The sequence below is a fragment of the Vreelandella lutescens genome (assembly GCF_014640815.1).
In the GTDB taxonomy this organism is placed as follows: domain Bacteria; phylum Pseudomonadota; class Gammaproteobacteria; order Pseudomonadales; family Halomonadaceae; genus Vreelandella; species Vreelandella lutescens.
This window is the reverse complement of sequence record NZ_BMHM01000001.1, coordinates 208,726-223,074: the sequence shown is the minus strand read 5'-3', so window position 1 is coordinate 223,074 and position 14,349 is coordinate 208,726. Positions and strand designations below refer to the sequence as shown.

Below are 14,349 nucleotides of genomic sequence, written 5' to 3'. Positions count from 1 at the left end.
TTTAGTCATGCATTAGGTAATGGAGTAGTTGGTGTTCCAGTTGTCATCGAGGAAGTTGTTGAGGTCTAGGTTTTCGAAGTTGGCTAACGTCTGGGTGTTGAAGTCTTCGCCTGAATAAGAGACACGCAGCAGCTGTGCATCATCGTCGATATCGGGAGTATCTCCGTTGCCTGCCAACAGGTACACTACTTCGCCGCTATCTAGGCTAAGCTCGTTCAGCCAGCTAGCAGTGCCACCCATGAACTCCTCTGTAGTAAACACAGCAAAGGCGATATCTTCGCCTAGCGCAGTCAAGGCGTCATAGCGCTCAAAATCAGGGTCATCACCGCGTAGCGCGTCAAATTCGTCTGCCGTTAGCTCAATGAAAATCTGATCAAATCCTGGGTCGCTCCCAACGCGGAAGTCCGTGATTAGCTCAACACCATCATCCGCTTGGCCGTCAATGCTAAAGGCCTTAGATAGTTGAGCAACACTACCACCTGGTGCGGCTCCCGGCTGATGGGTGTAGCCGTTTACTGTGAAAGTAATGTTCAAGTCTTGCTCGTCATCACTTTCGAGAGGATCATCAATAACAACAATACTTGCTGCATCATCAATTAGGAAATCAGCGGGAACACCATTATTACCAGCCACATTCAATGTATAAATATTGGCATAGGTATCCTGAACTACCCAGGTAGCTAAGGACGATAGCGACATGTCACTATTAACCGCACCCTCCAAGAGCAACGTTGACGTTTCAAATAACCGCTCTGCTGCACGAACATCTAACGCCCCAGCATCAAAAAACGCTGATTGATCAGTGCTCAAGAAATAATTTTCAGGCAGGCTGCGTCCATCCAGGAAGCGCTGCATCAAGGCGCCTAATGGATAAATAACGGTTAAGCCCTCCTGGTCAAAGTTAGACAACTCGCTGAGGGTCTCAAAATTCTGGAAGCCAATTTCATCTACATTCACTCGTACACTATTGGCAGACGACAACGCCTCACTTCCTATTGCGCTTATAATTTGCCCAATACTGTCTTCAATGACCCAATTTAACAGCGTACCCAGATCGAGGTTCGTAGCATTTTCTGCCCCGGCGAGTACCTCTTCTGCCGTCACTAGCAGCTGCTCTACTTCACTCACCGTTAGTGACGCTGCATCAAATGGCTGCCCAGCATTAATTTCATAGCCACCCGGCCGAGCTTCGGTATTATTAGGAAGCTCCCCACCTGCACTTACTTCAGCAATCGCTTCCTCGAACGAATAACGTACATTGACACCCTCAAGGTTTACATTCTCTAAATCAACAAAAGCCTCGTACTGCTCAGGGGTAATAAATGCATTACTACTCAGATCCAATGCAATTATGTCTGCTCCGCTGACCCACGGGGCAACGCTAGCAGCTAGAAGTTCCGCTGGTTGAGCATTGGTAATACTCCAGGTCTGCAGTGCTTCAACACTGACCGACTGACGATTAAGAGCACCATCAACAATAGCTTGAGTGGCCTGATAACGCACTTCGGCGTCAGGCACGCTGGAGAGTAAAAAGTTAGGGATTTCCACTCTGCTCGCAACAATCTCATAGCTGTCAGCAATATTTTCAATATCAGTAAGCGTCAAATTACGGGTGAAAATAAACCTGACAGGCGTATCCCCTAGTTCAAAATTGCTCAATCTTTGTAGCCGCTGAAGATCTGCAATAGCAAGGATCGCATTATCGACGGATACCTGTTCTGCAGCAGTAACATGCAGCGGGAACTGGTTATTCGATTGAATTGCTAGCAAAGCAGATGCAGAATCCACCACACTCCATTTAAGCAATTCATTCACCGCAGGCACAGGAGCGTTTGCACCCGAGAGGGCCAGCGCTGCATTCTCTACAATGGGCCTAACTTCTTCAGCCGTAAACGTACCAATCGACAGCTCAGTGTCAGCAAGGCGATACCCAGGGCTGTTACCCTCTTCACCCTTGGCTAGTGCCCCCACCCCCTCTGAATTAATGACTTCTAACGCCTCCTCAAGCGTGTATAAGATCTCGACGGGATCACTATTGTAGTCATAGTTATTCAGACGGATTAATGACTGATACTGGCCAAAAGTTAGCTGAACATCTGTAATCTCAACACGATCCGCCAAGACAATATGATCTTGCTCAATCGCCTGAATAAGATTATTTGCTGTATCACTGACAGTCCAATCAAATAAACGTTGAACGGTGTCATCACTGCCATCAACACCTCGCGCAGCCTCTAAAACTGAGCGTACGTTAGATAATTCACGTGATGCATCTTCAACATTTAATGTAGCTACAAAAGGCGTTGCAATGTCTTCTAGGACAAAACGAGCCTCAGGAGCTAACACATCTGCTAACTGAGCGCGAAGCGCATCGTTGATGTCCGCATAAACGACTGTCACCCCCTGCCCTAAACTAAAATTATTTAATGCACCAATCAGTTGCTCGTACTGAGCTGCCGACAGCGTTTCGTCGGTCACCTCAACACTTTCAGCCAGCTGGAGACCATCAGGAGCAGAGTTCCCTAAACGTGACTGAATATCAGTATAGCTATCTAAAACACTCCATGAGTATACGCTACTCAAAGTTGGTGAATTTTCTGAACCATCTAATAAATCGCGCACAAGAGATAAATTCTCGACAGCATCTTCCGCGCTCAGAAGCTCCAGTGAAAGCTGCTCTTGTGAATTAATAAGATAATTAGCCACCACCCCGTCAGCGCCGCGTTCAAATGCTTGCTCAAGGGTATATTCGACCTGCTCATCACCACGTAAATAGCCACCATTACTATTTTCAACAGCCGATAGAGAATCAAACTGATCAATAGTAATTTGCTGATCCGTAATACGAATCTCGCTAGCCCTAACAATAAAAGAGACGCCTTGATCGACAGCTAAAATAGCACTAGCGCTATCTCTAACAATCCAGTCAAAGAGCTCATCAACATTTAAACCATCAGCATTAACGGCCTCACTAACAACTAACTCTACACGCTCAAGAGTTACACGAGACTGAGAGACACTAAGCTCACCTGGTGCATAGGTATCAGTCTCTAGCTGATAACTATCAGGCAACGCAACATCTGTATTCACAGCACCATCCAGCGTGTAACGAACAACCGTAGAATCCAAGTCAAAATTGGCTAGTTCTATAAGTCGTTCATATTGCGACTGGCTAATTTCAGCGTTGGAAACACGTACTTGATCAGCCAACACCACGTGACTTTCGGATAGATCTTCAATGATCACAGATGCATCATCAACCACCACCCAGCTGAAGGGGATGCGTTCGCTTAAATCGTCACGATTCTCAGCATCTTCTACTAAACCAACAATCTGGGAATAGGCTGCCTGCGCTTCCGCCACAGTCACCTCCCCTGCGTCAAGCACACTCTCTAAGTTGATCTCATAGTTATCTAACAGTGCACCTCTATTATCCGCACTAACAGCCTCTGCAAGCGTATATTGAACAATCTCGTCTGTTCTTACATAGTTACTATCTAAACTCAAAAGACGCTCATATTCTCCTAGTGTAATCACGCTATCACTTATGTTAACTGAAGATGCTCTTAACAGATGAGGCACATCCCCCGCGCTCAGGATATTAGCCGCACTATCTAAGATACTCCAATCAAAAAGCTGATCAGCATCTAGCTCTTGTGAATTCATTGCGCCTGCTAAAATCGTCTCTACAGAGCTCAGCAATTGCTCTGCGTCTGCGACGCTCAAGGCACCAGATCTTAATACAGCACTATCTGAAATATCGTAATTTTCAGCAATCACCGAAGCGCTAACAGCCTGAGCAAGTGTATAGCTTACAACAGTCTCACCTAGCTGAAAGTTTTCTAATCCATTAAGAAGATTAAACTCTTCTACAGTAATAGCGCGATCACTGATGACAATGAGATTAGCGCCAATTACAGCATCTTCTTCAATGCTATTAATAATCGCACCTGCCGCATCGCTAATAGACCATTGAAATAACGATATTGGCGGTTGATTATTAGCACCCTGTAGAACACGAGACACATCCGCAAACGATGCAATAGCTTGAGAAACAGTTACAACACCAGCCTCTAACGGAACTTCCAAGTTGAGAATATAGTTAGCGGGAAGCGTGTCCACGGCTAGGGCATTCTCCAATGTATAAATAACATCAGTCACGCCCAAGTCAAAATTATCTAGCCGAATTAACTGCTCAAACTGCTCAGGTGTAATTACTGACTCAATCACACTTACTTGATTAGCTTCATTTAACTGTGGGTCGGCGCTCGACGCACTGATTACGTTTTGAAAACTATCCAAAACAGTCCAATTAAGCAGCATTTCTCGCGTCAAGCCATCTTCTTCTACATTAACTGCACGATCAATCAACAAGCGTGTTTCATCTATCAACTCTGCTGCTTCGCGAAGGCTTAAATTATTTCTGACTAATAATGTCTCTGGATCAAGAGTGTAGTTGGCGGGCATTTCTGGTGTATTAAGCGCTTGCTCTAAGCGATAAGGCACTATCGTATTACCCAACACAAAATTATCTAGCGTATTTAGATCTGCAAACTGATCTGGCCTGATGGTGTCGTTAGTCACCATAACACGTGTTGCCCCCAGTACGGCTGGGCGCTCCAGACCGCCTGTTACCAACACATCTTCAACACGCGCACGAATAGACCATGTATATATATCTTCCAGCGCGATGGGCGCACTATCAGCGTCATAGTCGCCTTCCAGAATACGCTGTACAAGTGTTAGGCGGTCAGCTGCTACTGTTAGCCCAAGGTTACCTGACGCAAACGGCTGATTTGGGTTCAGCAAATACTGGGGGGGTAACTCATTATTTTGAGACAGCGTGACGGCTTGCTGCAACGTCAAATAGGTAAGTTCTGCACGGGCTTCAATCGTGTCGGAGAGGCTACTGTCAGGGTTTTGGGCATCACGCTGTGCATCGCGCAACGGGTTACGCAACCCTTCACGATAGGCGTCTACATTAAGATTTTCACCAGCAGCGTCGATCGCATCTAACGCCTGCTTAACTTGGCCTGTAATAGTTGGCAGACCCAGTAAATCAGCCATATCCTGATTGCTTAGCGGATTGTCTACATCATCAGCCTGATTAAACGCCTCAGCTAACAGTGATAACGCATCTTCGTTACTAATCCCTGCAGTAGCCGCCATGGCCAACAAGCTAGACACCTTAACACCAGCAACAAGCAAGTCTACGCTTGGCGAAGACTCCGCTAGCGGGTCAGTTTTCACCACATCAATATCTTGATCAAGCCCCAGCGCAGTTTTAATAACCGTCTGAGCGCCCACATCGCTCAAGCTAAACTGTTGAGCAAGTTGAACCATCATGGTTGTCAGCGGCGTAATCACTGTAGCACCCTCAGGTGCACGCAGCTCGCCTGTAAACGGCAGTCCCGTAGAAATATCCACACCACCCGTGGCAGTTAAGATGCCGCTGCCCTGCAAACCGGTGAAGAAACCACTGTTGTTGGTAGTAACACTGTTAGCGTCAAATTCACGGGTGACCGTCGCACCCGATATGTAGCCATCTATGACATAACCACTGATAGTCAGGGGAGGCTCTGGCTCTGGCTGTGGTTCTGGCTGCGGAGAACCGCCGCCGCCGCCTCCGCCACCGCCACCTGCAGCAGCGGCTCCCACCGCAAGGGCACCGCCACCAATGTAAAGCCAGGGCGGGATATCCCCAAACGAGCTTACCGGCGCGCTGCTGCTACTTGCGGTACTTGGGAAGCTGCTGGCGCTCGCATTGGCGGAGGTGAAAGCAGCGCTGGGAACGAATAACAAATTGCCGAAATCTTCGCCATCGGCAATGCCTTGCTGTAGGGCGTTACTGGGGCTGATGAGAAATAAATCGCCCTGCTGCACCAGCGCGCCGCGCTCAATCACCATTTGCGTGCCATCGGTACGGGTGATCATCACGTTACCGTCGGGCAGTAGTTCCCAGGTTTGCACATCGGGCAGCTGACTAAGTGGCACTAGCAGGCCGCTTTCGTTGCCTAACAGCTGCATCAGCGAGTCGATATCGACCACGACTCGCCCACCTTCTAACGCCACATCGGCAGCCGCGATATCAATGCGCTGGCCGGTATTCATGATCAGCGTTAGGCTGCCGTTGGGCTGGCGAATCACCTCCGCCACTCCTTGCAAATCGTTCACTGCCACCATTTGGTCAGCAAACGCCTGCTGCGCCAGAAGCGGCAGCACTAAGGTGGCGGCCATGCCGCCCTGCTTCAACGTTTTTTGATTTTTGGCCATCCAGCGGCGCACAAACGCCGCGCGCTCTTTGGGGTCGGCCGGAATGTCGATACGCAACACATCACCGCGGGTCTCGGCCAGGGCGTCCCAATCACTCTGGGTATCCCGGTGGCTCACCCTCACGCCATTGAGCAGGTGGCCGCTTAGAACACCGGGCTGCGTTGACTTAAGCATTTCGGCTGATGACTTCGCCATTGAGCACATCTCCACTGAAGGTTCGCAAGCGCGTTGCGCCAAACGTTTTTATGAAAGACAGGCGTTGGCCGCCTTAGCGCCCTCATCCATCGTGGATGACAAAAGGCGATTAGAAAAATAGGCTCAAGTATTTCATAAAGAAGCAGGAAATAAACCTGTAAAAAGGCGGGGTAATATACGGCATCACGGGATTAGGCGTGTCATCCAGCGCTAAAAGCGCGCTGATGCTCAAACAACAGGCACAAAAAAAGGACCTAGCGATAAACGCTAGGCCCTTGAATTTGGTGCCGGTGGCCAGACTCGAACTGGCACACCCGTAAAGGCGGCGGATTTTGAATCCGCTGCGTCTACCAATTCCGCCACACCGGCAATGGATGCGCATTATACGGAGATAACCCTCCAGGTCAATCTCATCGACTGACTTTATCCATCTAAAGCGCTATCCTAGGCGGCTTGTTTGACCACTGAAAAGAGCTTCTTCACATGCAGCGTGCGGACTTCCACTTCGAGCTACCCGATGAGCTAATTGCCCGCTATCCGTCCGAACAGCGCAGCGATTGTCGCTTGCTGTGTGTCGATGGCCAAAGCGGCGCGCTGGCACATCGCCGCTTTCCTGACCTGCTGGACCTGCTTGAGCCTGGCGACCTGCTGGTGTTTAACGATACCCGTGTGATCCCCGCTCGCTTGCACGGCCATAAGGCCAGCGGCGGCAAGGTGGAAATGCTGCTGGAGCGCCCGCTGGATAGCCACCGGGGGCTGGCGCATATTCGCTCCAGCAAATCGCCAAAACCCGGCACGGAGCTGATCTTTGAAGGCGATATCCATGCAGTCGTTGAAGGCCGCCGTGATGCGCTGTTTGAGCTGCGCTTTTTAGGCGAGACACCGATGATCGCGCTGCTGGAAAAGCACGGCCATATGCCGCTGCCGCCCTATATCACTCGGGAAGACGAGCTGAGCGACCGCGAGCGCTATCAAACCGTCTATGCCCGCCGCGACGGTGCCGTTGCGGCACCTACCGCGGGGCTTCACTTCGACCAACCGCTGCTGGATGCGCTGGCTGAAAAAGGTATCAACAGCGCCTTTGTGACGCTGCATGTTGGCGCGGGCACTTTTCAGCCAGTGCGGGTGGACAACATCCTTGAGCACCATATGCACAGCGAATGGATTGAGGTGAGCGAGGCCACTTGCCAGCAGATTCGCGACACCCAGGCCGCCGGCAAACGCGTTATTGCTGTGGGCACCACCAGCGTTCGCTGCCTGGAGAGCGCCTGCATGAAGAGCGGCAACGGCGAGATTGCCCCGTTCAGCGGCGACACCGATATCTTTATCTACCCAGGCTACCAGTGGCGCTGCGTGGATGCCCTGATCACCAACTTTCACCTGCCTGAATCCACCCTGCTAATGCTGGTGTCGGCGTTCGCGGGCTACGAGCACATGATGCAGGCTTACCGTACAGCCGTAGAAGAGCGCTACGCCTTTTTTAGTTATGGCGACGCCATGCTGCTTACCCGCTAATTAACGAGTTATTGTGATGCGAAACGAATGCTTTATGCGCTTCGAGCGCCTAGCCGAAGATGGCCGCGCGCGTCGTGGCCGCCTGCACTTTCCCCGTGGCACGGTGGAAACGCCTGCCTTTATGCCCGTAGGCACCTACGGCACGGTAAAAGGCATGACACCTGAGTCGGTCAAAGAGATTGGCGCAGAGATCATCCTGGGTAATACGTTCCACCTTTGGCTGCGCCCCGGCACCGATGTGATTGAAGCCCACGGCGATTTACACGACTTCGCACAGTGGGATAAACCGATTCTGACCGACTCCGGCGGTTTCCAGGTGTTCTCGCTGGGTGAAATGCGCAAGATCACCGAACAAGGCGTGCATTTCCGCTCACCCGTGGATGGCAGCAAAGTGTTTATGGGGCCGGAAGAGTCGATGGCCGTGCAGCGCTCGCTGGGCTCTGACGTGGTGATGATCTTTGACGAGTGCACGCCCTACCCAGCCACTTTCGAAGAAGCCGAAAAATCCATGGAGCTGTCGCTGCGCTGGGCTAAGCGTTCTCGCGATGCCCATGGCGATTCGCCTTCTGCACTGTTCGGCATTATCCAGGGCGGCATGCACCCTGAGCTGCGTGAGCGCTCGCTGAAAGGGCTTATGGACATTGGCTTCGACGGTTTGGCCATTGGCGGGCTCTCGGTGGGCGAACCCAAAGAGGAGATGATCAAAGTACTGGATTATCTGCCTACCTGGATGCCGGACGACACCCCGCGTTACCTAATGGGTGTGGGCAAACCCGAAGACTTAGTAGAGGGCGTGCGCCGCGGTGTGGATATGTTCGACTGCGTGATGCCCACGCGCAATGCCCGCAACGGCCACCTGTTCACGTCAGACGGCACCGTTAAGATCCGCAACGCCAAGCACCGCTTTGACACCCGCCCCCTGGATGAAGAGTGTGATTGTCATACCTGCCAGAATTTCTCTCGTGGCTATCTGCACCACTTGGATCGCTGCAACGAAATGCTGGGTTCCATGCTCAATACCATCCATAACTTGCGCTACTACCAGCGCGTGATGGCTGATTTGCGCGCGGCAATCGAAGCGGGTACATTGACGACCTTTGTGGAAAGCTTCTATGCAAGGCGCGGCCTCCCGGTGCCTCCCCTTGTAGAATCTGACACCTAATCAATAATAGCCACTCGCTGCGGCGGGTGGTTTAACCCGTTCACCCATTGAGTGTTCTAACCCAGGAGTTCCCTGCAATGCTGGATTTCTTCATCTCACCAGCCCATGCCCAAGAAGCCGCTGCTGGCGGTGGCATCGCGCAAATTGTCATGCTGGTCGGTTTCGTACTGATTTTCTACTTCCTGCTGTGGCGTCCCCAAGCCAAGCGTGCCAAGCAGCACAAACAGCTGGTCTCTGGTCTCGCCAAAGGCGATGAAGTCGTGATCGGTGGCGGCTTGGTTGGTCGCGTATCCAAAGTCAGCGACGAATTCCTGACCCTGGAAGTCTCTGAAGGTACCGAAGTGAACGTGCAGAAGAATGCCGTTGCTGCCGTACTGCCGAAAGGCACTATTAAGTCCATCTAACGCCTATACTCCCCCTGCCGACCCAGTGCCAGCCACCCCGGCAGGGGTGACATGGTAGCGTCGATGGTGAACGTTGCTGTGCGCAGCCTGTCTGTGCACAGCGATTCCGTTTGTAATTGAAGGCAGGGCTTGCATGCTCAACCGTTACCCCCTGTGGAAGTATCTTCTGATACTGGTCGTCCTGGTGGTTGGCCTTATCTACTCACTTCCCAACTTATTCCCCGCAGATCCCGCTATTCAAGTGAGCGATGCCCAAGGCAACGCGCTTGATGAACGGCAAATAACCCGCGTTGAAGAAGCACTCAGCGAGCGCGATATCGCCATCAAAGCCATTGAAGAGACCAATGGTCAGTGGCTAATTCGCCTGCAAAGCGACGATGACCAGCTAGACGCACGAGATATCGCCGCTGACGTATTGGGCCCCAACGCAACTGTGGCGCTCAACCTTGCCGATGCCACCCCCGGCTGGCTGCAAGCCTTTTCAGCATCTCCCATGACGCTGGGCCTGGATTTACGCGGCGGCGTTCACTTCCTGCTGGAAGTGGATATGGAAGCAGCGCTGACACAGCGTCTTGAAGTCAATGCCAGCGCCATGCGCGAAATGCTGCGCAGTGAACGTATTCGTTACCGCAACACAACGATTGAAGAGCGCTCGCTCTCTATCGACTTTGCCAGCAGCGAAGATCGTGACGCCGCCCGTCGCTTAATCAGCCGTGATTTTCCGAATTTCGAGTACACCTCTGAAGGCGATGGCCGCGCCTCTAGCCTTGTCATGACGCTGAGCGATATGACGGTGAGCGAGATTCAGGACTACGCCATCAACCAGAACTTGACCACGCTGCGTAACCGCGTAAATGAACTGGGCGTTGCCGAGCCCATGGTGCAGCGTCAAGGCCCCAGCCAAATTGTGGTGGAGCTGCCCGGCGTGCAGGACACCGTGGCCGCCAAGCGGATCGTTGGTGCCACAGCGAACCTAGAGTTCCGCCTGGAAGCGCGTAACGATACGCCAGACGTGGAAACCGAGCGCTTTGAATTCCGTAATGACCCTGCCCGCTCAGCAGAGCTGATGCGCGATGTGATCATTACCGGTGACAGCGTTTCCAGCGCCAGCAATAGCTTTGATGAAAACGGTCGTCCTCAGGTCAACATCAACCTGGACGGCACTGGCGGTACGCTGATGAACCGCGCCACGCGCACCAATATTGGTCGCAACATGGCGGTGCTGTTTATCGAGCATAAGAGCGAAGACCGCATCGAAGTTGACCCACAGACGGGCGAAGAAACCATCATCCGCGAGCCCTACACCGAACGCGGCCTGATTAGTCTTGCGACTATTCAGAGCGCTTTGGGTAACAGCTTCCGTATCACTGGCCTAGACTCCCCCACCGAAGCTGCCGAGCTTTCGCTACTGCTACGCTCTGGTTCGCTGGCTGCCCCCATTTACTTCGTGCAAGAGCGCACCATTGGGCCAAGCCTGGGTGCTGAAAACATCGAACGCGGCCTACTGTCAGTGCAAATCGGTCTGCTGCTGGTCGTGCTGTTCATGCTCGTGCGCTACAAAGTGTTTGGCGTCTTTGCCAATATTGCGCTGGCGCTTAACCTGACGCTGCTGGTGGCGGTGATGTCGATGCTGGGTGCCACGCTCACGCTGCCTGGTATTGCCGGTATCGTGTTAACGCTGGGTATGGCCGTGGATGCCAACGTGCTGATCTTTGAGCGGATACGTGAAGAGCTGCGCAACGGGCTATCAATTCAGCAAGCCATTTATGCGGGCTACGAGCGCGCCTTTACCTCCATTGTGGACGCCAACATCACCACGCTACTGGTGGCGGTGATTCTGTTCTCGATTGGTACCGGTCCGGTGAAAGGTTTTGCGGTGACGCTCTCTATCGGCATCCTGACGTCCATGTTCACTGCGCTGCTGGTGACGCGCTCCATGGTCAACCTGACCTATGGCAGCAAGCCCGTCAAAAAGCTGTGGATCTAATTTCGATGGGATCTCAACACGCGCTCAGCACAGAATTTAAGAGGTGATAATGAAACCCCTATCACAACTGCGCATCGACTTTATGGGACGGCGCAACCTTGCGTTTGTCGTCTCCGCCGTGATGCTGATTGTTTCTATTGGTGCCATTTTGTTCCAGCAGCTCAATCTGGGCCTGGACTTCACCGGCGGCACGTTAGTCGAGGTGCGCTATGGCGCGGCACCGTCACTGGATGCCATTCGCCAACTATTGGAAAACAGTGGTTTCCAGGACGTATCGGTACAAACCTTTGGTGCCTCTACCGAAGTATTGATTCGCCTACAGCAAGCATTTGATGGCGACGTGGGCAATGAAGTTGTCAGCCTTTTGCGTGCTGACGGCGAGAGCGTCAACCTAGTGCGTGCAGAGTTTGTCGGCGCACAGGTAGGCGACCAGCTTCGTGACCAAAGCGGCTTAGGCCTACTGGTCGCACTGGGCGTGGTCATGCTCTATGTGGCCTTACGCTTCCAGTACAAGTTTGCGCTCGGCGCGTTGCTGGCCCTGCTGCACGATGTCATCATCGTTGTAGGGGTATTCGCACTGTTCCAGCTCGACTTCGACCTGACGGTACTGGCCGCCATTTTGGCAGTCATCGGCTACTCGCTGAACGACACCATCGTGGTCTACGACCGCATCCGTGAGACAATTCGCACCTCGCGCATCGACGATATGCCGCAGATTTTCAACGAAGCGCTTAACGCCACGCTGTCGCGCACACTGGCCACGTCGGGTACGACCATACTGGTCTTGCTGGCACTTCTGGTGCTGGGCGGCGATATGATTGAGAACTTCGCCATCGCCCTGCTGGTGGGTATTGTGGTGGGTACGTTCTCCTCTATCTACATCTCCGGCGCCCTGCTGATTCCGCTGAAGCTGTCTCGGGAAGATCTCATTCCTACCAAGAAAGAAGTGGATGAAGAGGAAGAAGAGCTGCCGTAAATACGCAAAAGCGGCTCACGAAAAGGCCCTGCCGGGTAACCCCGGCAGGGCCTTTTTACTACCATTTTTATTGGCTACTCACTATTCACTACGCAGCGCGATCGCGCCGCCAGTGATTAAAAGTGCGGAGCAAGCTGCTTAATCAGCGCCTTATAAAGACGCGGGCCAGCAGCCATCAATTGGCCTTCGGCATTCACGGTCGGCTTGCCATCTGGAGTGCCCATCAGTGCGCCCGCTTCTTTTAGCAGCAGCGTACCGACCTGCATATCCTGCTCTTCCAAGCCCAGCACAAATACGCTATCAACGCGTCCCGTCGCTAACTCACACATATCGAGCAGACCACTACCGGTCGCCAGCAGAGTTTCTACCTGCGGGGCAAGCTGCTGAGCAATGGTCAGGTAAGCGGGCAGATGGCTCGGGCGCAGCCAGGTTTCCGGTAGGCTCATCGCCATGCGCGTCGCCGGAATCGCGGTGGGTTTGCTAACCCGCATACGCTTGTCGTTGTGCTGAGCGCCGCGACCACGGCTGGCGATATATTCGTCATCACCAAAAGGAGAGATCACCACCGCGTGCTCGGGGCGACCTTTAACGAGACACACCACTGAGAGTGCAAAGCCCTTACCTGCTACTGCCAAGTTGGAGTAGCCATGCAGCGGTTCAATTTTCCAAACGATCTCTTCGCCTTCGCCTTCACCCGCTTTATAGGGCGTATAGCGACCGGAGAAACCGTGGAGAGGATAACCACGCTGCAGTTGTTGAACGATGGTCGCTTCGGCTTTACGCGCCGTATCTTCTAGCAAGCGGTCGAGGTTAAATTCTTCATGGGCATTTTCGATACGTTCGCGAACGCGTAAAAAGTGTTCAACAGCGCCACGCGCAGCGCGCAGCGTAAATTGGACCATCGGATTCATGATCGGGCCTTGTCACAGTGATGTTAAAGAACGGGTCAGGCGCAGGACGCCTTTTGGCGGACAATTCTAACAGAGGCCCCTCGGGCATGCCATCGACTCATGCTAAACTGCGCGTTTTACGCACATGAACCGGGCCTACTATGCTTGAGCGCATCCGAATTGTTCTAATTGGCACCAGCCACCCTGGCAACATTGGCGGCGTAGCACGCGCCATGCACAACATGGGCTTAGCGGATTTAGCCCTGGTCGCGCCCCGCTGCGACGTGATTACTCAAGACAGCATTTCACGCGCCTCCGGTGCGGATCATCTGCTGCATCAGGCCACGGTGCACGCCACGTTAGAAGAGGCGGTGGCGGACTGCACGCTGGCAGTGGGTGCCAGCGCTCGCTCACGCACGCTGCCCTGGCCGATGATCTCGCCCCGGGAGCTTGCCGAACGCCTACCCGGCGAATGCCAGCCAGCGAGTGCCCGCGTCGCGCTCGTCTTTGGCCGCGAAGACAGCGGCTTAACCAACGCCGAGCTGCAGCGCTGCCATGCCCACGTGCATATCCCGACGAATGCCGACTTCAGCTCGCTTAACCTGGCCGCCGCCGTGCAGGTGATCGCGTATGAGTGCCGTATGGCGTGGTTAAGCCAAGCGGAGTCCGTGGTCACCTCGGATGATAATGACGAACTGGCAAGCCACGAAGAGCTTGAGCGCTACTTTGAACACCTAGAGCGGACGCTGATTGCCATTGAGTTTCACGACCCCGCCCAACCGCGCCAGCTAATGGCCCGCCTGCGCCGCCTCTACTTACGCGCTCGACCTGAAAAGATGGAAATGAACATTCTACGCGGCATCCTCTCAGCTACCGAGAAAGCGACTCAACAACGTATAGAGAAGTAGATAGCGGACACACGATACGCCAGCAAAGCGGCAATGGCC

8 protein-coding genes and 1 tRNA gene are annotated in these 14,349 nt (G+C 53.1%); 6 read left to right on the top strand and 3 right to left on the bottom strand.

Annotated features, from left to right (window positions below; translation table 11 throughout):
- Positions 1-12: 12 nt before the first annotated feature.
- Both IEW65_RS01070 and IEW65_RS01065 read right to left on the bottom strand, forming a co-directional pair.
- Positions 13-6,468: a calcium-binding protein gene (locus IEW65_RS01070; RefSeq protein ID WP_188637670.1), complete on the bottom strand. Its 6,456-nt coding sequence runs from the start codon at positions 6,466-6,468 to the stop codon at positions 13-15.
- A 282-nt stretch (positions 6,469-6,750) separates the two neighbouring features.
- Positions 6,751-6,837 (bottom strand) — tRNA-Leu (locus IEW65_RS01065).
- Between the two features lie 114 nt (positions 6,838-6,951).
- Here IEW65_RS01065 and queA point away from each other — a divergent pair.
- From queA to secF, 5 genes are all read left to right on the top strand, one after another.
- Positions 6,952-7,983: a tRNA preQ1(34) S-adenosylmethionine ribosyltransferase-isomerase QueA gene (gene queA / locus IEW65_RS01060; RefSeq protein WP_188637669.1), complete on the top strand. Its 1,032-nt coding sequence runs from the start codon at positions 6,952-6,954 to the stop codon at positions 7,981-7,983.
- A gap of 34 nt (positions 7,984-8,017) precedes the next feature.
- Positions 8,018-9,145, top strand: coding sequence for a tRNA guanosine(34) transglycosylase Tgt (gene tgt / locus IEW65_RS01055; protein ID WP_188638261.1), 1,128 nt, complete (start codon positions 8,018-8,020; stop codon positions 9,143-9,145).
- A gap of 77 nt (positions 9,146-9,222) precedes the next feature.
- Positions 9,223-9,549: a preprotein translocase subunit YajC gene (gene yajC, locus IEW65_RS01050; RefSeq protein WP_188637668.1), complete on the top strand. Its 327-nt coding sequence runs from the start codon at positions 9,223-9,225 to the stop codon at positions 9,547-9,549.
- Positions 9,550-9,682: 133 nt separating this feature from the next.
- Positions 9,683-11,536 carry a protein translocase subunit SecD gene (secD, locus tag IEW65_RS01045; protein ID WP_188637667.1) on the top strand — a complete coding sequence of 618 codons (1,854 nt, stop codon included), beginning with the start codon at positions 9,683-9,685 and terminating at the stop codon, positions 11,534-11,536.
- 49 nt (positions 11,537-11,585) lie between these two features.
- A complete protein-coding gene (gene secF / locus IEW65_RS01040; protein WP_188637666.1) occupies positions 11,586-12,512 on the top strand; it encodes a protein translocase subunit SecF in 927 nt (308 codons plus the stop codon).
- A gap of 116 nt (positions 12,513-12,628) precedes the next feature.
- Here the strand turns inward: secF and IEW65_RS01035 are convergent, their stop codons facing one another.
- The gene (locus tag IEW65_RS01035) at positions 12,629-13,423 is read right to left on the bottom strand and encodes an inositol monophosphatase family protein (RefSeq protein ID WP_188637665.1); all 795 of its coding nucleotides are present in this window, start codon (positions 13,421-13,423) and stop codon (positions 12,629-12,631) included.
- Positions 13,424-13,563: 140 nt separating this feature from the next.
- On the opposite strand from IEW65_RS01035, the gene trmJ reads away from it, so the two are divergent.
- Complete coding sequence (trmJ, locus tag IEW65_RS01030; protein ID WP_188637664.1) at positions 13,564-14,310, top strand: tRNA (cytosine(32)/uridine(32)-2'-O)-methyltransferase TrmJ; 747 nt, start codon at positions 13,564-13,566, stop codon at positions 14,308-14,310.
- Positions 14,311-14,349 lie beyond the last annotated feature (39 nt).